This window comes from Neorhizobium petrolearium (assembly GCF_029854435.1).
Classification (GTDB): domain Bacteria; phylum Pseudomonadota; class Alphaproteobacteria; order Rhizobiales; family Rhizobiaceae; genus Neorhizobium; species Neorhizobium petrolearium.
Map to the genome: position 1 here is coordinate 2,470,498 of NZ_CP123000.1, position 21,216 is coordinate 2,491,713.

Consider the following 21,216-nt stretch of genomic DNA (forward strand, 5'->3'; position numbering starts at 1 on the left):
GGGATTCCTGAAATTCATGCCGTCAGCCGGCTGAAATCCGGCATAAAACCGTCTTGACAGGCGCTCTGCGTGCCGACCGGAAAAAATCTTCCTTTCTCCTGGTTGGCTCAAAAACGGCGCAGGCGCCTGTCAAGAAAGCATTGCCGACGATGATTTCCTCCTCCGGATGTCAACAAAAGGCCGCAACCCAGTGTTCTCAGTCATCTTTGCCGATGTCAGCTTTCTCCTCATCGAACCGGTTCAAAAAACTTTTTCTTGCCAATTTCTGATAAACACAGCACTCTGTGCAAGTTCGGGCAATTTACGAGCATGGGAAGACCTATAATGATGCGCTCCGAAGGCGCGAAGACTTCGGGCGGTAGGCTGGGGGCAGAGATATTCAAAGCTATTCCTGCCGGTCACCGCGGTAAAGACAGGGACCCTTTCTTAAAGCTGCCTGCCGCCGCCCTTCGGGGCAACACTGTTATGCTGTCCGCCGCTGAACACGGACAGAGAGAAAAGGACCTGCTGCATGGCCGAAACTGGCACTGTAAAATTCTTCAATACCGACAAGGGCTTCGGCTTCATCAAGCCTGATAATGGTGGCGCCGATATCTTTGTTCATATCTCTGCCGTACAGGCTTCCGGCCTGTCCGGATTGTCGGAAAACCAGAAGGTAAGCTTCGACACGGAACCGGATCGTCGCGGCAAAGGCCCCAAGGCCGTCAACCTGCAGATCGCTGGTTAAGCCTAGGAGGCTTTCTATTCGAGTTGAAGCCCGGCAGGTTTGCCGGGTTTTTTTTCTTTGCAATCCTTGGCGGAGACCTCTCAGAGGCCGCGCAGGAAGGGGTTGTTGCGCCGCTCGTCGCCGATCCGGCTACCCGGGCCATGACCGCAAATGAAGCCGACATCATCGCCGAGTGGCAGAACCTTGTCGCGGATCGACGCAAGCAGCGTCTCGTGATCCCCACCCGGCAGATCGGTGCGCCCGATCGAACCGTTGAACAGCACGTCGCCGAGATGTGCGAATTTCTGTTTGCGGTTGTAGTAGATCACATGCCCCGGAGCATGGCCGGGACAGTGAAAAACCTCGAATACATGATCTCCGAACGAAACCGTGTCGCCCTCGTTGAGCCAGCGGTCGGGCACAAGGTTGCGCACCGCCATCTTCACCCCGAATTTTTCGGCCTGGGTCTCCAGCTTCTGCAGCAGGGGAAGATCCGCCTCATGCGGCCCGATCACCGGGATACCCAGCACCTCGCGCAATTCGTCAGCGCCGCCTGCATGGTCGATATGACCATGCGTGAGCCAGATTTCCCTGAGCGTTATCCCGTTTTCACTCACGACCTGAAGGATCGTAGGCACATCGCCACCCGGATCGATGACCACGCCTTCCCTGGCTTCGTCATCGAAGAGGATCGTGCAATTTTGCTGGAATGGCGTAACCGGGATGATGCCGGCCTGTAATTTGCCCATGATGCCTCGGCTTGATGCACGTCGCTTGATAGTGGGAACCGATCCCGGGACAGCGACATGCGGAAAAACAGGAAGACGAAGCGCGCTGCATGAATCCGTTTAGATGTAACCCGCTTCAAGCGATAATGTCAGCGGGGATATAGCGGCAAACGGAAGACATTTCAGCCAAAAAATCAATTGTCGGCGACGGCCGCAAAACGCGCGTCGACAGAGACCGGCGGAGCAAGCGACACGGTCGCAAGCAGGAAAGCACATACCACGATCTTGAGGGCAAAGACGGTCACCAGAACACCCCTGAGCGGATTGACCGGTGCGGCCGTTTCCATCTTGATGGGCGGAAGAGCGGAAAAAGTCCGGGCTGTCGGCTGAATGGTCATGGGCTTCTCTCCAGTGTCTGTGGCTGGATCAATGGACATCGCGCTCAAAAGTTCCGGACGTTCTCCTATCGTGGCGGACCGGCCACAGCTTGAAGGATCCGTTCGGTCTGGCGGAACCCAGCGGGACATATGGGGGTTTCCCTCCAATCAACGTGAGGAGAAACTCCATGACGAGTTGGTTGAAATTTCCCAAGTGGACGTGGTTGGGGCTTGGCGCCGCTCTTTCGGCCCTCGCCTTGCCCGCCCAGGCCCAGATGGCCACGACGACCGCATCGGACATCGTCGTCCGCTCCGGTCCCGGTCAGGATTACCCCGAGATCGGACTTGCCACCCGCGGCAGCCCGGCGACGATGGATGGCTGCCTCGAAGGCAGCAACTGGTGCCGTATCGAGGTCAACGGCATGCGCGGCTGGGTATTCGCCGAATACCTGACCATCCGCCATAACGGCACACCGGTTGTGGTCCAGGACTATCGGACCCGTTACGAGGTGCCGGCCGTGACCTATGAGACGACGGCAAGCGTTCCGCCTGCTCCGGTTCCCGGACCTGGCGACATCATGCTTGGCCCGGTCGGCGAGGTGGACGTGATCGATCCGCCGGATACCGTCATCAGCTATATCGAACAGCATCCGGTCGACCCGATCCGCGTCCGCGATGAAGTGGTCGTTGGGGCGACACTGCCGCCCGATGTTATCATCCGCGAAGTGCCCGACTATGACTACGACTATGTGGTCGTCAACGACCGGCCCGTTCTGGTCGATCCGGGCACTCGCCGTATCGTGCATATCTACGAATGATCGATATCGCGGAGGGCGCCGCCCGGCTGGCGCCCTCCGCCCCCCGAGCATGCCATCCGATCCGTCCTTCAAGAAATGCTGTTGATTGTTCAAGCTGTTCGCGCTTTATGACGAACGAGCGTCTACAGTGCTTGAGTGTTGAAAGAGCTTCGGCCATCGCATGGAACCATGACGGGAAAGGAAACGGGAGTGTCGCGCGCATCGACGGGAAAAGCCGTCAGGAAGGTCATGCCGCCGATGCCGGTGGTTGACGAAGCCCAGATCGACTTCGAGACCATCGAGTTGCTTTTCTTCGCCTATCGCGACTTCGTATCCGACCCGGATGCGATCCTTGCCAAGATCGGCATGGGCCGCGCCCATCACCGCGTCGTCTATTTTGTCTGCCGCCAGCCGGGCATGATGGTGACTGACCTTCTCGATACGCTGCAGATCACCAAGCAGAGCCTTGCGCGCGTCCTCAAACAACTGATCGAATCCGGCTATATTCGCCAGATGGCGGGGGCCAAGGACAGGCGGCAGAGGCGGCTCTACCCGACGCTTGCCGGACGCGAACTGGCGCTCGCCCTTTCCGAGCCGCAATCGCGCCGTATCGCTCGCGCGATGGAGGATTTCACGCCCGAGATGCGGACCGCGGTCAAGGAATTCCTGCGCCGCATGCGTGGGCGAGACGAGAATCTCGAACCCATCGAAAACGAGTTGGAGTAGGTTGAGGACTGATAACCCTCAGTTGGGACTGGACCGATGACGAAAACGCCTCCTTCCGACGACGCACCCCACCTTCTCGTGGTCGACGACGATACCCGTATCCGTAATCTCCTTAACCGCTATCTGATGGAACAGGGATTTCGCGTGTCTGTCGCGGGCGACGCGGCGGAGGCTCGCCGCAAGCTTGAAGGCCTGCATTTCGACCTCATCATTCTCGACGTCATGATGCCGGGCGAATCCGGCCTCTCGCTGACGCAGTCTCTTTTTCAGAAGAAGACAACTCCGGTCATTCTGCTGACGGCCCGCGCTGAAATGGAGTCCCGCATCGAGGGACTGGAAGCCGGCGCCGACGACTATCTCTCGAAACCCTTCGATCCCCGCGAACTCGTCCTTCGCATCAACAATATCCTGCGCCGCAGCTCCTCGCCGGATACGCCGAAGATCGAGCAGGTCATGTTCGGCCCTTTTACTTTCTCCATCCCGCGCAAGGAATTGCGCAGGGCGGCCGAAACCATCCGGCTGACCGACCGCGAGCAGGAGATCATGCTCCTCTTTGCGCTGCGCGCCGGCGACACAATTCCGCGCCACGAATTGATCGGCGACGATGCGGAAGTGGGCGAGCGCACGATCGACGTGCAGATCAACCGTTTGCGGCGTAAAATAGAAGAAGATCCGGCCAACCCCGTCTACCTCCAGACGGTGCGCGGCATCGGATACCGGCTGAGCATCGACTAGCCCGATGGGGCACGGACGGAAGGCAGGATGGCACTTTTCGGCACCCTGAAGCGCGACATGGACCGGTTCACCCTTCCCGGCTGGCGTCCGCTGACCCGATGGCTGCGACGGCGCCTGCCGACCGGTCTCTACACCCGCTCGCTGCTCATCGTCATCCTGCCCATGCTGCTCCTGCAGACGGTAGTCGCCGCCGTCTTCATGGAACGGCACTGGCGCATGGTCACCGAACGCCTTTCGGAAGGCACCGTCCGGGACATCGCCAGCATTATCGAAGTCATCAAGAGTTATCCGCAGGACAGCAATTACGATGCGATCACCGGCATTGCCGGCAACGCTCTCAATCTCACGATTGCGGTGGAAGAAAACGGCCAGTTGCCGCCGCCACGCCCGCGCCCCTTCTTCTCCCTGCTAGACAACGTGCTTGCCGATCAGATCAATCGCCAGATCCAGATGCCCTTCTGGATCGATACGGTGGGCGACAGCCGGCTCGTCGAGATCCGCGTCAAGTTCGACAGCCGCGTATTGCGGGTCTTTGCCCGCCGCGGCTCCACCTATGCCTCGAACACGCATATCTTCCTGGTCTGGATGATCGGCACTGCCCTGGTGCTGGTGGGCATTTCCATTCTCTTCCTGCGCGGCCAGATCCGGCCGATCCTGAAGCTCGCGCAGGCTGCCGAAAGTTTCGGCAAGGGCCAGAGCACCGAGGGTTTCTCACCGCGCGGCGCCGACGAGATCCGCCGCGCCGGTCTCGCCTTCATCCAGATGCGCGAGCGGATCGAGCGGCAGATGGAGCAACGCACGACCATGCTTGCCGGCATCAGCCATGATCTCCGGACCATCCTGACCCGCTTCCGGCTCCAGTTGGCGCTTGCCGGCGACAAGCCGGAGCTTGCCGGCATGAGCCAGGATGTGGAGGACATGCAGTCGATGCTGGAAGGCTATCTGGCCTTCGCCAAAAGCCAGGCCGAGGAAGATTTCGGCGAACTGCGGCTGAGCGAACTCCTGGGAAAACTGCAGTCGGACTTTGCTTTGCAGGGCAAGACCATGACCTATGAGATCGAGGGGGAGGACGAGATCGCAGTGCGCCCCAATGCCTTCGCCAGGCTCGTCGGAAATCTCGTCTCAAACAGCGAACGCTACGCCGACAATCTGCATGTCGACGCGAGGCATAGCGCCAAATGGCTGACGCTCACCCTCGACGATGACGGCCCCGGCGTTCCGCCCGAAGCCCGCGAAGACGTCTTCAAGCCCTTCTACCGGCTCGACGAGGCGCGCAACCTGAACGCCTCCGGCACGGGCCTGGGTCTCGCCATCGCCCGCGACATCGCCCGTGCCCATGGCGGCAACGTCACACTTGCCGAAAGCCCACAGGGCGGCCTGCGAGCCGTCGTGCGGATACCGGCTTGAACGGGAGAAACGGATGCCAGTCGATCTTTCCGACATGCAATGGCTGAACCCGCCGCCGGAAGTCCGCAAAAACGGCGACCGGCTGATCGCCCGCTCCGGCCCGGAGACCGATTTCTGGCAGGAGACTTATTACGGTTTCCATCATGACGATGGCCATTTTCTCTACCGGCACCGCCTTGGCGATTTCACCGCAGAGACATCCTTCGTGGGGCGCTATGAAGCACTCTACGATCAGGCGGGCCTGATGCTCCGCCATGACGAAAAGCACTGGATGAAATGCGGCATCGAATTCACCGACGGTGCCCGCCATTTCAGCACAGTCGTCACCAACGGTCATTCCGATTGGTCCGCCTTCCGTCTCGATGAGGATTTTGAAGAAATTTTCGTCCGCGTTACCCGCATGGGCGACGCGCTTTTCATCCAATACCGCACGGATAGCCGGCCGGATTGGCGGATGGCGCGGCTGGCTTATTTCCCCCCGACTCTTTCGGAGCTTTCCGTCGGTATGACCTTCTGCTCGCCGCAGCGGGAAGGTTTCGAGGTGGAATTCCGGTCCTTCAGCCTGACCGACGTCAAAAGCCGCGATATTCACTGAAGGGTCGCCGCGCGAGATCCGTCCTACATCAGCCTTTTGCCGTTCGGCACCGGCTGTTCGACGGCGGCAAGCACGATCGCGCTCTTCTCGTCCTCGAAACCGAGGGTCAGCACCTCGGAGCGGAACGGGCCGATCTGCCGCGGCGGAAAGTTCACGACACCGAGCACCTGCCGGCCAACCAGCATCTCCGGCGTATAATGCACCGTGATCTGCGCCGAGGATTTCTTGACGCCGATTTCGGGGCCAAAATCGATCTTCAGCTTGAACGCCGGCTTGCGGGCTTCCGGAAACGGCTCCGCCTCGATGATCGTTCCGACGCGGATATCGACTTTCTCGAAATCGCCGTAGGTGATCTCTTCTGCCATGACACCTTCGCTCAGCTTCCGAGTTCTTCGGCCCGCTTGCGGGCCGCGGCGATCGCCTTGTCGAACAGCGGCTGCATGCCGTCTTCGGCCATCAGCACTGCAAGCGCTGCCGCCGTCGTGCCGCCCGGCGATGTGACGTTCTGACGAAGTTTCGAAGCGTCTTCGGGGGACTGGTGCAGAAGCTCACCAGCCCCCGAGACAGTCTCCCGCGCAAGCCGCATGGCGAGGTCCGCCGGCAGGCCGGCTTTGCGGCCCGCCTCAGCCATGCACTCCACGAGATAGAACACATAGGCCGGACCGCTGCCAGAAACGGCGGTCACTGCATCGATATCCGCTTCGCTCGACACCCATTCCACGGGCCCGCTGACCTTGAGCAGAGACTGCACCGCCTCTCGCTGGGCATCGCTGACCTTGGGATTGGCATAGGCACCGGTAACGCCGCGGCCGATCATCGCCGGCGTATTCGGCATGGCGCGCACCATCGCCGCATCGCCAAGGTGGCTTTGAAGATAGGACAGTGTCTTGCCGGCAGCGACGGAGACCACGACTGTCCCCGGACCGACAGCCGGCTTCAACGGCGGCAGGACCGCATCCATCAATTGCGGCTTGACTGCAAGGAACAGGATATCGGCCGAAAACCTTTCCGGCAGGGCGGTGAAATGACGCGCGCCGGCATCGGAAATGATCGCCTTCATCGCCTCCGACGGCGACGGATCGACAACCGTGACGGAAGCGCCGGGCACGCCGTTCTTCAGCCAGCCGGAAAGCATCGCGCCGCCCATGTTGCCGGCGCCGATGAGAAGGATCGATCCGAGCTGGACCAAGGTCATCAGGCTTCGCCTACGGTTTCAAACAGAACGGCATCCATGGCCGCTTTCGCTTCCATGCCCGACCATACGACAAACTGGAAGGCCTGATAATAGGCCTCGCAGGCTTCCAGCGCGCTCGACAGCAGCACTTCCACCTGCTGATTGTTCGGCTCCGCACCGCCGGCCAGCAGCAAAGATTGCCGGAAGATGATGACGTCTTCCTGACGCCACAGGTCGAAATGGCCCATCAGCACCTGCCCGTTGATATGCGAGAGCAGGCGAATGACTTCATTGACGCGTATGTCGGGAATCTTGAAATCGAAGGCGCAGGCCAGATGCAGTGCCTCGAATTCTTCCATCCAGGAGAAGGAAACGTGGTAGTCGGCCCAGCGCCCTTCCACGGTCATGGCGATTTCATCTTCGCCCGACCGTTCGAACGTCCAGTCGTTCGAGGCTGCGACGAACTCGATCATGTCGACCGGATTCGACTGACGTTCGATTTCCAATTCCATAAGGCTCATGCGGCACCTTCTTGACCGGGATGATTGCGGATTCGTGCGAAAACGCCAAAACACGCGAACAATGACCGGGAACAACACGTTCGATGATCGCCCGACATCTCCAGAATAACGCAGTCACCCTGTCTGGAGCTTACCAACCCGTTTCGAATCATCGTTTAAAATCAGTGTACCTAGACGGAGTCGGACTGGCAGCCCCTTTCACTCGATTTTACTCAATTCCGCTTGGAAACTTCTTCGCGTCCGGGATCAGAACGGAGTCATAACCGACTCTGGCGACTGACTTTTTTGCCAGTGTCCACAGGGGAGGATTTTTTCAATGGCGAGGTTGGATCAGGTGTCGGAAAGCTCGATCCCCAACGTGTGCTTGAGGTGAGCCCATGTTGCCGCTTCGAACCGCTCGGGCCATTCCACGCCGATCTTCGTCGCCACCCTGCGTGCCCGCGGCAGATACGCATCCGCATAGGCAAGATTGGCTGAAATGATCGCCTCTTTCGTCGGGGAAGGCAGAGGCAACCCGGCGAGGACCTGCTTTTGCTCCTCGGTGATCAGCCTGTTCAGATGCAGAGCCCCTCCCCGATTGGGAGCGGCTGTCTCTTCTATCAGAAGCTCGATGAGAAGATTCCTGAGATGGAAGATGCCGGTGATCCCGTTCAGATATTCCCCTCTGCCGATCGCGAGCGGCAGCAGCCCGAAAATCCGGATGAATTCCTCGAACTGCCATTTCATGCGCGCCGGATTGGGACCCGTCCCTGATGGAGGCAGCTGCAAGGTTTCCAAAATCCGGCCGTGATCGAACACGACCTTCAACCCGCCGGCGTTTCGCCGGGCCGTTTGATCGGGATTGATGATGTCAACGTCAATACGCAGCCAATCGGCCGTGATGGCGTTGATCAGCGTGGGTTTGACCTGCCGGTCCCGCCAGAGGACGATTTCGCCCGTCTTGCCGACGGCTTCGCGCCAGAGGGCGGCGAATTCATCCGTGGGACCATCGTGGGAAACCGCCAGGAAGTCGATGTCGCTATATGCGTCCTCGATTCCGGCGCCGTAGCTGCCGCTTAAGAACAGCGCTGTGATCGTCGGTTCGTTTCTGAGGGCGGCAGCGATATCGTTGATGACGGCCGCTTTGTCCATTCCAATGCCCCCGCCCTCATAAACGGTACCGGTCTCATTGCCCCGAAAGCTTCGCCTCCAGCGCCTCGATACGGGCTTTCAAGGCCTCGTTTTCGTCGCGGGCGCGGGCGGCCATTTCGCGGACGGCCTCGAATTCCTCACGCTTGACCACGTCCATATTGTTCAGGAAGCGCTCGGCCTGCGCGTGGAAGGCTGTCTCGAACTCCTTGCGCACGCCTTGCGCGGCTCCCGCGGCATCGGTCATCAGCCGCGCGAAATCGTCGAGAATGCGGTTCGTGCCGGTTGACATGATCTTACTCCCGTATGTCTGGCCGCCCACTCTACGAAAGCGCGGCCCGAAAATGTCCATGAAGATGAAGTAGGGCCTGCCGCGACCCGTTGCAAGCGTCATCCACCGCCGGCACGGGCGCTTGCTGAGATTCGCCTTGACCGGCGATGGCCGCAACGCCATGTTCCGCGACGATATGAACAGGTTGAGAACCCGATAACTTGTACGAAGCACTACATCTTTTCGCCCTGATGCCGTTCCCGAACATCGATCCGGTGGCCTTCTCCATCGGCCCGCTGGCCATTCATTGGTACGGTCTGGCCTATGTCGCCGGCATCCTGCTCGGCTGGCTCTATGCGCGCCGTCTGGCGGCAAACGGCTCGCTCTGGAAGGATGGTCAGTCTCCGATCACCATTGCCCACCTCGACGACTTCCTGGTCTGGGTCGCTGTCGGCGTCGTGCTCGGCGGCCGCATCGGCTACGTGCTCTTCTACGATTTCGCTGCCGTTTTGCAGAATCCGATTCGGGCAATCGAGATCTGGAACGGTGGCATGTCCTTCCACGGCGGTTTCCTTGGCGCGACGATCGCCATGATCTTCTTTGCCCGCCGCAATGGCATTCCGGTCTGGAGCATGTTCGATACGGTGGCTGCCGTCGTGCCTTTCGGACTCTTCTTCGGCCGCATCGCCAACTTCATCAACGGCGAGCTTTGGGGACGATTGAGCGACATGCCCTGGGCCGTCGTCTTCCCGACCGGAGGGCCGTTCGCGCGCCATCCAAGCCAGCTTTACGAAGCGGGCCTCGAAGGAATCGTGCTCGTTCTGGTGCTGGCGCTGATGATTTTCGGCTTCAAGGCGCTGAAGGCCCCTGGCACGGTCTGCGGCACCTTCGTCGTCGGATATGCTCTCTGCCGTATTTTCGTGGAGTTCTTCCGGGAGCCGGATGCCCAACTCGGCTACTTGCTCGGCACGAACTGGCTGACGATGGGCATGGTGCTGTCGCTGCCGATGATCGCTGTCGGCCTTTGGGCCGTCGCCCGGGCACGCGCGGCGGCCGCGTCTGCGTCTGCTCAGGTTTGAGGCGGAGGCGCACGGCCGTGAGCACGCCCCTTACAGACAAGATAAAGAACCTCATCCGGGCGAGCGGCCCGATCAGCGTCACCGATTATTTCGCGCTCTGCCTCGCCGATCCGGAATATGGCTATTACCGCAGCCGCGAGCCTTTCGGCCGGCATGGCGATTTCATCACCGCACCGGAGATCAGCCAGCTTTTCGGCGAGATGATCGGCATCTTCGTCGTGCATGCCTGGCAGCGCCATGGCAGCCCGGCAGCCGTCCGGCTGGTCGAGGTCGGGCCCGGCCGCGGCACGATGATGGCCGATATGCTGCGGGTGATCAAACGCATCGCCCCCCTGCTCTTCGAAGGCCTGAATGTTCATCTGGTCGAGACCAGCGAAAGGCTTCGCGGCGTGCAGCGCGTGACGCTGGAGGCCTATTCCACCAAGGTTACCTGGCACGACAGTTTCGAAGATGTGCCGGAAGGTTTTACGCTGATCGCCGCGAATGAACTCTTCGACGCGATCCCGATCCGCCAGTTCGTCAAAACACCGACCGGCTTCCGCGAGCGTCTTGTCGGCCTGAATGCCGACGGTGAACTCACCTTCGCCGCCGGCGTCGCGACGCTCGATCCCGATCTTCTGCCATCGTCAATGGCCTCCGCTCCCGACGGCACGGTCTTCGAACTGGCGCCGGCACGCCAGGCGGTCATGCAGACGCTCTGCGACCGGCTGAAGACGTTTGGCGGAACCGCGCTGATCATCGACTACGGCCATATGGTCACCGGCTTCGGAGACACGCTGCAGGCCGTGCGCAACCACGATTTCGATCCACCGCTCGCCCATCCGGGCGAGGCGGACCTGACGAGCCACGTGGACTTCGAGGATCTGGCCAGGATCGCCCTTTCCATGGGTGTTCACCTGAACGGCGGCTTGCGCCAGGGCGAGTTCCTCTACGGCCTCGGCCTTGCCGAACGCGCCACGGCACTTGCGAAGGACAAGGCGCCATCCGAACAGCGGCTGATTGCCGCCGCGGTCGATCGGCTGGCGGGCGAAGGTGCGGGCAAGATGGGAGAGTTGTTCAAGGTGATCGCAGTTTCCAGCCCGGCCTTGAATTTGATGCCGTTCCGGCCGGTGGATTGACATCCGCCCTTTCCTTGCGCCACTCTCGCCCTAAATCGAAGCAGCGCGCAAGTTTCATCGCTTGCAGAAAACCTCTTGAAATCAACGGGATAGACAACGCCGATGCAGGACAGCCCCTTGCCGACGCCCATCGAGAGCCCCCTGTTGAGCGAGATGGCCGGCAATCGTATCCGCCATGGCTTCTTCACCCGTCAGGGCGGCGTATCCGAAGGACTTTATGCCGGCCTCAATGTCGGCATCGGCTCGAACGATCACCGAGAGAGAGTGATCGAGAACCGTGCGCGGGTCGCCGCCTGGTTCGGTTTGCCGGTCGAGAAGCTTGCAACCGTCCATCAGGTCCACTCACCCGACGTCTTCATCGTCGACGAGACCTATGCCGGCGAGCGGCCGCAGGTGGATGCGATGGTGACGTCGATCCCCGGCGTGGCGCTCGGCGTGCTTTCGGCCGATTGCGGGCCGATCCTGTTTGCCGACGGCGAGAGCGGCGTGATCGGCGCGGCCCATGCCGGCTGGAAGGGTGCGCTTGGCGGCGTGCTTGAAAACACGATCGAAGCGATGGTTTCCCTTGGCGCCATGCGCGACAGGATCACTGCGGTGCTCGGTCCCTCGATCGGCCCGACGAGCTATGAAGTCGGCCCCGAATTCGTCGAGCGCTTCCTCGCCTTCGACCCGGCATACGAAGAATTCTTCATGCCCTCATCGAAGCCGGGACATGCCATGTTCGACCTGCCGTCGCTGACGATCAGGCGGCTGACGGCCGCAGGCGTGCGCGCCGAAAATTTGGGCTTCGATACTTACCCGGATACGGAACGGTTCTTTTCCTATCGCCGCACGACTCACGCCAGAGAGCCGGATTACGGCCGCCAGATTTCAGCCATTGCACTTCGGGAGGATTGATATGGCTCTGCATTTCGAGAGAAGCGAATATGCTGACCGCCTCGCGCGGCTGACGGAGAAGATGCGCGCCGAAAAGCTCGATGCGCTGCTGCTTTTTGCCCAGGAAAGCATGTACTGGCTGACCGGCTACGATACCTTCGGCTACTGCTTCTTTCAGACGCTGGTGGTCAAGGCCGATGGCACGATGACGCTGCTGACCCGCTCGGCCGACCTGCGCCAGGCGCGTCAGACCTCGATCATTGAGAATGTCATCGTCTGGGTCGACCGGGTGAATGCTGATCCGACGCTCGACCTAAAGAACCTGTTGAGCGACATGGATCTGCTCGGCGCGAAGATCGGCGTCGAGTACGACACACACGGGATGACCGGCAGGGTCGCCCGCCTGCTTGACAATCAACTCTCCACATTCGGCCAGATCAGCGATGCCTCCTATCTCGTCAGCGCGCTCAGGCTCGTCAAAAATCCGGCGGAGGTCGCTTACGCCAGGCGCGCCGCCGAACTTGCGGATGATGCACTCGATGCGGCGCTGCCTCTCATCAAGGCCGGCGGCGACGAGGCGGAAATCCTCGCTGCGATGCAGGGCGCGATCTTCCTGGGCGGCGGTGATTATCCGGCCAACGAATTCATTATCGGGTCGGGCGCCGACGCGCTCCTCTGCCGCTACAAAGCCGGCCGTCGAAAACTCGACGCGACCGACCAATTGACGCTTGAATGGGCCGGTACGGCGGCACATTATCATGCTGCCATGATGCGCACGATCATGGTCGGCGAACCGTCCTTCCGCCACCGGGAGCTTTACAAAGCCTGCCTCGAGACGATCCAGGCCATCGAGGGCGTGCTGCGCCCCGGCCACACGTTCGGCGACGTCTTCGACACGCATGCCCGGATCCTCGACGAGCGCGGGCTCTCACGCCACCGCCTCAATGCCTGCGGCTATTCGCTCGGCGCCCGTTTCTCGCCCTCGTGGATGGAGCACCAGATGTTCCATGTCGGCAACCCGCAGGAGATCCTGCCCGACATGACCCTCTTCGTGCACATGATCATCATGGATTCCGACAGCGGTGCAGCCATGACGCTCGGCCACACCTATCTGACGACGGGTGCCGATCCGCAGCCGCTTTCGCGCCACGGTCTGGACCTTATTTTGCGCTGATTTCCCGCTTTGATCTGGCAATTGACAGGTCCCGAAGGCGACCAATAAGCTTTCGTGACAGGGAATCTTTGACAGGAGGCGGGCATGCAGCTTTTCGGAAGATTATTTTCCGCCACCCTGCTCGCCATAATTCTGTCCTCTTGCAACACGACGGAGGCCCTGACGCCACAGGCGAACGTGGGCACGGGCAATGGCGGGGCTTCGACGCCTGTGACACAAGCCGAGGCGGACCGGATGGCGCGCTCGCAGCAGCCGGAGACCTATAATAATAGTAGCAGCACCTATGCCCAAGGCGGAGCAACGGGACCGCAGAACACGCTGGAAGCCCAGGCTCGCGCTCTGGAATCAGGCAATACGGTATCCCCCTCCTCCTCCGGCCCGCCGCCCCCATGGGACGGACAGGGACAGGAGCAGGCGACGCAACAGCCAGCAACGGCTGCGGCACCCCGGCAGGCATCGTTGCCGCCCCCAGGTTCCTCCGCCAGCACGATCCGTTTCCTGCCGATCATCGGCGCGCCGGTCCAGGCGGTGACACCGCTTTCGCGTCAGCTCGGCGCCGAGGCGCGCGCCAGCGGGCTGACCATCCGCCCGTCAGGCGATGCCGGCACAGAGAATATCCTGAAGGGCTACTTCTCCGCCTTCGTCGACGGCGGCAAGGTCACCATCGTCTATGTCTGGGATATCCTCGACAATTCCGGCGCGCGGTTGCATCGCATGCAAGGGCAGGAAAGCGTGCCGGCCAAAGGCTCCGATCCATGGGCCGCGGTACCTGCTTCCACCATGGAGGCGATCGCCAGCAAAACCATTCAGGACTATCTGAACTGGCGGCAATCGCAGAGGGGCTAGGGCCTGAAGCTCTAGTGGCTCCATAAGCAACCGGTCATAGTTTCTTCACAAAAAACCGTGGTGAGGCGCAAAACGCTATTGCATTCGGGGCCGGCGGCGGTAAAAGGCCCGCATCCAGCTTCAAAACAGGCGGACCGCAATGAAGGTTTTCGCAGGCAATTCGAACCGGCACCTCGCCGACGCGATCTGCAGCTATCTCAATGTTCCAGTCGGAAAAGCCAGTGTAAGGCGATTTGCAGACCAGGAAATCTTCGTTGAAATCCAGGAGAATGTACGCGGGGAAGACGTTTTCGTCATCCAGTCCACGTCCTTTCCGACCAACGACCACCTGATGGAGCTGCTGATCATGATCGATGCGTTCCGGCGGTCTTCCGCCAAGCGCATCACCGCCGTCCTCCCCTATTTCGGCTATGCCCGCCAGGACCGCAAGGCCGGCCCCCGCACGCCGATTTCCGCCAAGCTCGTCGCCAACCTGATCACCGAGGCCGGTGCCGACCGCGTGCTGACGCTCGACCTGCATGCCGGCCAGATCCAGGGCTTCTTCGATATCCCGACCGACAATCTCTTCGCGGTGCCGATCCTCGCCCGCGACGTCAAGGAACACTATGACCTGAACAACGTCATGGTCGTTTCGCCGGATGTCGGCGGCGTCGTGCGCGCCCGTGCGCTCGCCAAGCGTATAGAATGTCAGCTTGCCATCGTCGACAAGCGCCGCGAGCGTGCCGGTGAATCCGAAGTCATGAACGTCATTGGTGACGTCTCCGGCAAGGACTGTCTGCTGATCGACGACATCGTCGATTCCGGCGGCACGCTCTGCAACGCTGCCGAGGCGCTGCTGAAGAACGGCGCCACCAGCGTCACGGCCTATATCACCCATGGCGTGCTGTCGGGCGGCGCGGTTGCCCGTATCGCCGCTTCCAAGCTGCGCGAACTGGTAATCACCGACTCCATCCAGCCGACGACCGCGGTGCAATCGGCTCCCAATATCCGTGTCATCACCACCGCCAGCCTGCTTGGTGAAGCGATCAACCGCACGGCGATGGAATCGTCCGTCTCCAGCCTGTTCGACTGACCTTTTTCGTTAAAACATGTTCCGATAAGCTCCTCGTGCGTACAACGAGGAGTGAGTCGCTATGGTTTCCTTTTCCGGACAATCGAAGAGATTGGCCCTGTTCCTGCTTATTCCGATGCTTTCAGGCTGCGTCGAGGGCGGCCCGGGACCCGGAGGTTATTATCCTCCGCAGCGGCCTCCACGACCCGAGCCGCAACCGCAAATGTGCACAATGGAATATCGGCCGGTCTGCGGCGAGCGCGGCGGGCGCTTTGAAACCTTCGGCAATGCCTGCCAGGCGCGCGGACGCGGCTTCCGTATCGTAAGCTCCGGCGAATGCCGTCGCCAGCCTGGACCGCTTCCTCCGCAGGGCCGTCCGGATCGTCCCGATCGCCCGGATTGGAACCAGCCTGGTCGTCCCGACAGGCCGGATCGTCCCGGAAGGCCTGAACAGTCCGGCTTCTGCACGCGCGAATACCGCCCGGTCTGCGGTCAGCGTGGATCGCGGACGCAGACTTTTCCGAATGCCTGCGAAGCCGCCAATGCCGGGTTTAGCGTTGTTGCTTCCGGCGAATGCCGCCGCTGAAAGCGGACAAGGAACAACAGCAAAAATGATCAGCAAAACGTCGGGACAGCTGTTCCGGCGTTTTGCTTTGCGGCGCGGCTTCGGTTAGTTAAGCGCCTTTCCAAGGAGTTCCGTATGGCCGCACGCGACCGCTATTCCCGAAAACTCGAATGTTCCCAATGCGGCAACACCGGTTTTGCCGAAGTCTCCGAAACGGATGACAAGCGGCAGAGCAATCGCGATTTCCATATCGATGAATTGCCGCTTGGCTTCTCCACGGAGTTCGCGTCCACCGATCCGCGCAAATACATGCTGCGTTGCGGCCAGTGCGGCCACAAGTTCCGCTTCGAGCAGAAAAGCGTCTATGCGCCGGGTGGCGAGCCCCGGCGCTAGGTCGAGTGGCGGGTGCTTTACTGGATCGGCCTTACTGGATCACTTGCCCGTTGACGCTGAGTGCCTTCCCGTCCTCGAATCTGATATCCCAACGCAGCCGTCCGTCCGGCTCCGTTTTCGCCATGCCTTTTGCCATCATGATGGCGAAGGAAACCTGGTTGAACTGCGGATCAACCTTGGCAGCCCCCTGGAAATACTGGATCAATCTGTCGATATCGCGGGCGAGGATCGAGGTTTCGAGATTGTAGCGATCCTTCTGGTCCGGGTAGCCGCTGATCTCGCCTGACGCCTCGACATCGTAGAGCGACGATCTGGCAATGATTTTCGGAAAATCGATCGTCAGCTGGCCGTCATCGAGGATCGCCTTGCCCAGACGCTCGCTTTCTGCCTCCGGCAATGGTCCAGGCTTCGACAGATCCATCTCCATCAAGGTATCCACAAAGCGCGTGAAATTGAGAGCGGCGATCCCGACTTCCATCTCGGCCATATCAGGCACCAGCCGAGCATAGACTTCCGGGACAAGACCGGACGGTGTGGAAATCTTCTCCACGCCGAGACCGACGCCGATGCGCGTCGCCTCGGAGGGCTCCGTCATCGTCAGGGTATAGTTGAGCTTATCGACCCCGATATCACCGACCTGACTTGCCACGGTGAACTTGTTGAACGCGATTTTCTCCGAAAGCGATGTGAAGAACGGCATCGCACTGCGGATGAGTTCCTTCAACTCTGCGATCTCGGCTTCCGAGGGCCGTTCATCCTTGACCAGTTCCAGCATGAACGAGACGAGTTTCTGGATATTCTGCGCGACCACGCCTTCGACGCCGACGTCGAAATCGAGGCTCTCGGCGCGTATCTGCACCGGAGACGCCTGTGGAGTGGCGATCCGCTCGTAGAACCTCGAAAACGACCCTGTGCCGTGAAAATCCGTAGCTCCGGCGGTCGCGCTATTCGTCGCTCCGAGGGAGTAGTTCATGCCCGCGAAGCTTGCTTCGATCTCTTCCGTTCCGCTTTTCGACACCATGCGGATCGGACCGGATGTCGCCTCGCCCGAACGCAGATAGCTGATTGCCGGATCGAAAATGCCGGAAAACACGGCGTCCGTGACGGAATAGGTCAGGCTGGTCGGCTTCCCATCAGGCGCCCTGCCCTGCACGGAGAAATTCATGTTGCTGTCGCTGTTCAGCTTCCACTGCCCATTATTGAGTGGCGCCGCGAAGAGCGTGAACGGCGTCAGGCCCGAGACCGTGAAATTCTTCTTGTCGATCGTCTCGATAAGCCTGGCGATGTCGTAGGTGACCTCGTAACGGTCACCGGCCGGCCTCACAGTCAGAAAGCCGCTGCTGCGCGCGGAATCCGGCAGGAAATGGCTCAGATTGTCCTTGAGCATGCGGGCGCCCCGATCGTCGATCTCCGCCGCTTGCACGGAATAGATCGAAAATGCCGCTACCAAACCGGTCGCGATCAAGGTTCTTTTCATGCACAGCCCTTCCCGTGTTCAATCACAGGCCAATTTGGAAGATGGGTTCGGGAAGTCAAGTTGAACCAGCGCCTTTCCGGGCTGAAAAGCTTGCACTCCAAACCCTGTTGTATTATAGCCCGCCGGTCCGCGTAGACACCCTTGGAGGCAACGCGGATGAAGTGCACCTCGTGCCTTCGGTTTGACGCAGCGGCCAGCGCTTGCGGAAAACTCTCCAAACAACCTCGAAAGGACATGCCATGAGCCACGCATCTTACGAGCTCAAGGCCGAGGCGCGCGAACGGGTAGGTAAGGGGTCCTCCCGTGAACTTCGCCGCAACGGTTTCATTCCCGCTGTCATCTATGGTGACAAGCAGGCCCCCCTCGCGATCGCACTCTCGACCAATGAAGTGACGAAGCGCATCCATGCCGGCGGTTTCATGACCACCATTGCAACGATCGATGTCAACGGCCAGAAGATCCAGGTCCTGCCGAAAGACTACCAGCTCGATCCGGTCCGTGATTTCACCATGCACGTGGATTTCCTGCGCGTCTCCGGCGACACGGACGTCACCGTCGAAGTGCCGGTTCACTTCGTCAACGAAGAGAAGTCCGCAGTCAAGATCGGCGGCGTTCTCAACATCGTTCGTCACGCGGTCGAATTCCATTGCCCGGCAAACGCCATCCCGGAATTCATCACGGTTGACCTCACCGGCGCCAAGATCGGCGACAGCATCCATATTTCCGCCGTCACCCTGCCGAAGGGTGTGCGCCCGGTCATCGCCGATCGCGATTTCACCATCGCGACCATCGTTGCTCCGGCCGGCGGCGTTGAGGAAGCCCAGGAAGAAACGCCTGCTTCCGAAGCTGAATAAGCAAATCAAAGCAGAATGTTTGATCTCGAAACCCGCCTTCGCGAGAAGGCGGGTTTTCTATTGGCCACAGAACACAATGTCGCAACGCTATTTCCGCAATTCTTTCAAATCTTGGCATATTCGTTTCAGTGAAGTTTAATGAATGCGTGAAACTATGCTCACTGCTTCAGCATGAGGGGACAATCCGGCATCAACCGGAAGATATATTGCAGGGAAGACGGATGAGTCGTTCCGTTGAGAGCCGTTTTATCGCGATCATTTCTGGCGCGCTTCTGGTCGTCGTCGCACCGCTGTTCACGCTGTTCCTGGCGCTTTCCTCGCAACAGGCTGCCGTAAACCTCAGCGAGCACGTCAATCTCGTGCTGGTCACCAATTCCCAGGCGCTCGGCAAGCCGCTCTGGGAGCTCGATACGGATAGCATCCACCAGATCGCATCCATGCTGGTGGCCGACCCTGCCATTCAGGGGGTGCAGATCAACGACAGCACGGGCAAGCTGAATATTTCCGAAGTGGATGTGAATCCCGCTGATTTCCGCGGTCTGAAATCGATCTCCGAGCCTATCGTCTACAAGTCGCCGCAGGGCATGCGGGATGTCGGCAATATTACCGTCTATGTGCCCGAACTCGGATGGTTCTCGGCACTACACCAGATGGAAATGGCCTTCATCTCCATCTTCATCATCGCCATTCTGACGGTTTTCGGCGTGGCGATCCTCGGCAACCGCGTAATGGTGATCAAGCCCCTACTGCGGCTGACGGCCGCGATCGAGGCGACACGGCGGCTAGGCTCGCGCCACCACGTCGACTGGCGCTCGAACGACGAGATGGGGCGCCTGGCGAAAAGTTTCAACGAGATGCAGACGCTGCTGGAACGCGAGGAACGCGAGCTCAAGCGGGCACATCAGCAGACGACGGAAATCTATAACCTGACGCCGGCCATGCTGTTTTCGCTCACTCCCCGCGATCAGATCGCGGCGGTCAGCGACTACTGGCTTCTTGCCACCGGCTATAGCCGCGAGGACGTCATCGGCCGCCCGTTCTCGGATCTCGTCGATTTTGCAGATCGGGAGACCTATCGGCAGCGGAAGGCACAGGGGAAATCAAACGGTCCGGCGATGGAAGTCACCGTCCGCTTCCTTTGCGCCGACGGCCGCCTGATGGACGTGCTGATTGTCGAAACGGAACTGGGCGCTGCGGGAGCCAGCATGCCCGGTTCGCTCAGCGTCATGACCGATGTTACCGAACTCAAGCAGTCGGAACTGCGCAATCATCAGCAGGCGATCTCCGACCATCTGACCGGGCTTCTGAACCGCCAGGGTTTCGAAGCCATGCTCGACCGGAAGATCAGCGAAGCGGACAGGACCAGGACGGAAGTCGCCTGCCTCTTTGTCGACCTCGACCGCTTTAAAGCAATCAACGACAACCTCGGACATGCAGCCGGAGACAGCGTTCTTTGCCAGTTCGTCGAGCGGACGCGCCCCCTGCTGCGCCATACGGACAGCGCCTCGCGCCTCGGGGGTGACGAGTTCGCCATACTGATCGCTGGCGAAAGCACCGAGCGCCGCGCGACCGAGCTTGCCCAGAAGATCGTCGACACGTTCGAGGTGCCTTTCCGCATCCAGGGCACCGGCGTGCGGCTCAGCGCCAGCATCGGCCTCGCCTTCTACCCCAGCCACGCCGCCAGCGCCGCCGAACTTCTGCAAAAATCGGACATGGCCATGTATGCCCGCAAACGCGACGGCAAGAACGGGGCACAGGTCTACGACCCCGCAATCCTCGACCAGACGCGTGAACGGGCGGAGATCGAGAGCGACATTGAGGTCGCCATCGCCGCAAGCTGGTTCGAGGCACATTTCCAGCCGATCGTCGATATCGACACCGGCATTCCTTCCGGCTTCGAGGCCCTCATGCGCATGCGCCATCCGCGCAAGGGGCTGATGTCACCGGCCGGCATCATCAGCGTTGCCGAGGAAACCGGCTCGATCAGTCAGATCGGCAACCTCATCCTTGAAGACGCGATGGCCAACCTCGCGCGCGTCTCTCGTCTCCCCGGCATGGAAGAAGCATATGTCGCCGTGAATTTCTCGCCGCTGCAATTCGAGCCCGGTTTGCTGGCGCGACTGACAGGCCTGCTTGGTCATTACGGCATGCAACCGTCGCGCCTTGTGATAGAGATCACCGAAGCGGTGTTGATGCACGACAACCCCGAAATCCGCACCATACTCAACGAGCTTCATCAATTCGGCTGCCTTATTGCACTTGACGATTTTGGCACCGGCTATTCGTCACTGAGCTATATGAGCCGTTTCCCGGTCGATATCGTCAAGATCGACCAGTCTTTCGTCCGTTCGCTCACCGACAAGGCGGATGATATCGGCAGCAAGAACCGGATGCTGATCGAAGGCATCAGCGCCATTTCCCATAAGATGAACTGCAAGGTCGTCGCCGAAGGCGTCGAAACCGAAGAACAGCGCGCCTTGCTCAGACAGATGGGCATCGATTATGCCCAGGGCTATCTCTTTTCGAAGCCCCGGGAAATTTCCGAACTGCTCTCGGCCCTATCAGCCCGGCAGTCCGACGCAAGGTTCATGGCAGGTTAGCGGCCAGCGCCTTCCGGA

General features: G+C 60.3%; 24 protein-coding genes. 16 read left to right on the forward strand and 8 right to left on the reverse strand.

Features of this window, described 5'->3' with window-relative positions:
- Nucleotides 1-511: 511 nt before the first annotated feature.
- The gene (locus QEO92_RS12405; protein ID WP_003494703.1) at nucleotides 512-727 is read left to right on the forward strand and encodes a cold-shock protein; all 216 of its coding nucleotides are present in this window, start codon (nucleotides 512-514) and stop codon (nucleotides 725-727) included.
- 80 nt (nucleotides 728-807) lie between these two features.
- Here QEO92_RS12405 and QEO92_RS12410 read toward each other — a convergent pair whose 3' ends face one another.
- Both QEO92_RS12410 and QEO92_RS12415 read right to left on the reverse strand, forming a co-directional pair.
- Nucleotides 808-1,455: an MBL fold metallo-hydrolase gene (locus QEO92_RS12410; protein WP_227703229.1), complete on the reverse strand. Its 648-nt coding sequence runs from the start codon at nucleotides 1,453-1,455 to the stop codon at nucleotides 808-810.
- 173 nt (nucleotides 1,456-1,628) lie between these two features.
- Nucleotides 1,629-1,832, reverse strand: coding sequence for a hypothetical protein (locus QEO92_RS12415; RefSeq protein ID WP_227703230.1), 204 nt, complete (start codon nucleotides 1,830-1,832; stop codon nucleotides 1,629-1,631).
- 167 nt (nucleotides 1,833-1,999) lie between these two features.
- Between QEO92_RS12415 and QEO92_RS12420 the strand changes: the two genes are divergently transcribed.
- From QEO92_RS12420 to QEO92_RS12440, 5 genes are all read left to right on the forward strand, one after another.
- Nucleotides 2,000-2,629: a DUF1236 domain-containing protein gene (locus tag QEO92_RS12420; RefSeq protein WP_227703231.1), complete on the forward strand. Its 630-nt coding sequence runs from the start codon at nucleotides 2,000-2,002 to the stop codon at nucleotides 2,627-2,629.
- A gap of 228 nt (nucleotides 2,630-2,857) precedes the next feature.
- Nucleotides 2,858-3,334, forward strand: a complete 477-nt coding sequence (locus QEO92_RS12425; protein ID WP_227705154.1) for a MarR family winged helix-turn-helix transcriptional regulator — start codon at nucleotides 2,858-2,860, stop codon at nucleotides 3,332-3,334.
- A 36-nt stretch (nucleotides 3,335-3,370) separates the two neighbouring features.
- Nucleotides 3,371-4,069, forward strand: coding sequence for a response regulator (locus QEO92_RS12430; RefSeq protein WP_227703232.1), 699 nt, complete (start codon nucleotides 3,371-3,373; stop codon nucleotides 4,067-4,069).
- A gap of 27 nt (nucleotides 4,070-4,096) precedes the next feature.
- Nucleotides 4,097-5,476 (forward strand): ATP-binding protein, encoded by a 1,380-nt coding sequence (locus QEO92_RS12435; RefSeq protein WP_227703233.1) that lies wholly within the window; start codon nucleotides 4,097-4,099, stop codon nucleotides 5,474-5,476.
- 13 nt (nucleotides 5,477-5,489) lie between these two features.
- Complete coding sequence (locus QEO92_RS12440; protein WP_227703234.1) at nucleotides 5,490-6,071, forward strand: DUF1349 domain-containing protein; 582 nt, start codon at nucleotides 5,490-5,492, stop codon at nucleotides 6,069-6,071.
- 23 nt (nucleotides 6,072-6,094) lie between these two features.
- On the opposite strand, the gene QEO92_RS12445 is transcribed toward QEO92_RS12440, so the two are convergent.
- The 5 genes from QEO92_RS12445 to QEO92_RS12465 form a co-directional block, all read right to left on the reverse strand.
- On the reverse strand, nucleotides 6,095-6,436 hold the full coding sequence (locus QEO92_RS12445) for a tRNA-binding protein (protein ID WP_227703235.1): 342 nt from the start codon (nucleotides 6,434-6,436) through the stop codon (nucleotides 6,095-6,097).
- 11 nt (nucleotides 6,437-6,447) lie between these two features.
- Nucleotides 6,448-7,266 carry a pyrroline-5-carboxylate reductase gene (gene proC, locus QEO92_RS12450; protein ID WP_227703236.1) on the reverse strand — a complete coding sequence of 273 codons (819 nt, stop codon included), beginning with the start codon at nucleotides 7,264-7,266 and terminating at the stop codon, nucleotides 6,448-6,450.
- On the reverse strand, nucleotides 7,266-7,766 hold the full coding sequence (locus QEO92_RS12455; RefSeq protein WP_227703237.1) for a type III secretion system chaperone family protein: 501 nt from the start codon (nucleotides 7,764-7,766) through the stop codon (nucleotides 7,266-7,268). Before QEO92_RS12455 ends, proC begins: the two co-directional genes overlap by 1 nt.
- 330 nt (nucleotides 7,767-8,096) lie before the next feature.
- Entirely contained in the window at nucleotides 8,097-8,897 is an 801-nt protein-coding gene (locus QEO92_RS12460; RefSeq protein WP_227703238.1) for a hypothetical protein, read from the reverse strand.
- A gap of 34 nt (nucleotides 8,898-8,931) precedes the next feature.
- Nucleotides 8,932-9,186 (reverse strand): accessory factor UbiK family protein, encoded by a 255-nt coding sequence (locus QEO92_RS12465; protein WP_037148646.1) that lies wholly within the window; start codon nucleotides 9,184-9,186, stop codon nucleotides 8,932-8,934.
- A gap of 230 nt (nucleotides 9,187-9,416) precedes the next feature.
- Between QEO92_RS12465 and lgt the strand changes: the two genes are divergently transcribed.
- The 8 genes from lgt to QEO92_RS12505 all read left to right on the forward strand — a co-directional run bounded on the left by lgt (nucleotide 9,417) and on the right by QEO92_RS12505 (nucleotide 16,267).
- The gene (gene lgt, locus QEO92_RS12470; protein WP_407722083.1) at nucleotides 9,417-10,244 is read left to right on the forward strand and encodes a prolipoprotein diacylglyceryl transferase; all 828 of its coding nucleotides are present in this window, start codon (nucleotides 9,417-9,419) and stop codon (nucleotides 10,242-10,244) included.
- A 17-nt stretch (nucleotides 10,245-10,261) separates the two neighbouring features.
- Nucleotides 10,262-11,362: a class I SAM-dependent methyltransferase gene (locus QEO92_RS12475; RefSeq protein ID WP_227703240.1), complete on the forward strand. Its 1,101-nt coding sequence runs from the start codon at nucleotides 10,262-10,264 to the stop codon at nucleotides 11,360-11,362.
- Between the two features lie 102 nt (nucleotides 11,363-11,464).
- Entirely contained in the window at nucleotides 11,465-12,259 is a 795-nt protein-coding gene (pgeF, locus tag QEO92_RS12480) for a peptidoglycan editing factor PgeF (RefSeq protein WP_227703241.1), read from the forward strand.
- A 1-nt stretch (nucleotide 12,260) separates the two neighbouring features.
- Nucleotides 12,261-13,412, forward strand: a complete 1,152-nt coding sequence (locus QEO92_RS12485; RefSeq protein ID WP_227703242.1) for a M24 family metallopeptidase — start codon at nucleotides 12,261-12,263, stop codon at nucleotides 13,410-13,412.
- Between the two features lie 84 nt (nucleotides 13,413-13,496).
- Nucleotides 13,497-14,258, forward strand: coding sequence for a hypothetical protein (locus QEO92_RS12490; protein ID WP_227703243.1), 762 nt, complete (start codon nucleotides 13,497-13,499; stop codon nucleotides 14,256-14,258).
- Nucleotides 14,259-14,397: 139 nt separating this feature from the next.
- Nucleotides 14,398-15,330 (forward strand): ribose-phosphate pyrophosphokinase, encoded by a 933-nt coding sequence (locus QEO92_RS12495; RefSeq protein WP_037148006.1) that lies wholly within the window; start codon nucleotides 14,398-14,400, stop codon nucleotides 15,328-15,330.
- Between the two features lie 61 nt (nucleotides 15,331-15,391).
- Nucleotides 15,392-15,895: a Kazal-type serine protease inhibitor family protein gene (locus QEO92_RS12500; protein ID WP_407721243.1), complete on the forward strand. Its 504-nt coding sequence runs from the start codon at nucleotides 15,392-15,394 to the stop codon at nucleotides 15,893-15,895.
- Between the two features lie 114 nt (nucleotides 15,896-16,009).
- Nucleotides 16,010-16,267: a hypothetical protein gene (locus QEO92_RS12505; RefSeq protein WP_037148011.1), complete on the forward strand. Its 258-nt coding sequence runs from the start codon at nucleotides 16,010-16,012 to the stop codon at nucleotides 16,265-16,267.
- A gap of 31 nt (nucleotides 16,268-16,298) precedes the next feature.
- Here the strand turns inward: QEO92_RS12505 and QEO92_RS12510 are convergent, their stop codons facing one another.
- Complete coding sequence (locus tag QEO92_RS12510; RefSeq protein WP_227703245.1) at nucleotides 16,299-17,744, reverse strand: hypothetical protein; 1,446 nt, start codon at nucleotides 17,742-17,744, stop codon at nucleotides 16,299-16,301.
- A gap of 239 nt (nucleotides 17,745-17,983) precedes the next feature.
- Here QEO92_RS12510 and QEO92_RS12515 point away from each other — a divergent pair, with 239 nt between their 5' ends.
- Nucleotides 17,984-18,598: a 50S ribosomal protein L25/general stress protein Ctc gene (locus QEO92_RS12515; protein ID WP_037148015.1), complete on the forward strand. Its 615-nt coding sequence runs from the start codon at nucleotides 17,984-17,986 to the stop codon at nucleotides 18,596-18,598.
- Nucleotides 18,599-18,819: 221 nt separating this feature from the next.
- Nucleotides 18,820-21,198: an EAL domain-containing protein gene (locus QEO92_RS12520; protein ID WP_227703246.1), complete on the forward strand. Its 2,379-nt coding sequence runs from the start codon at nucleotides 18,820-18,822 to the stop codon at nucleotides 21,196-21,198.
- The last annotated feature ends 18 nt before the right edge of the window (nucleotides 21,199-21,216 follow it).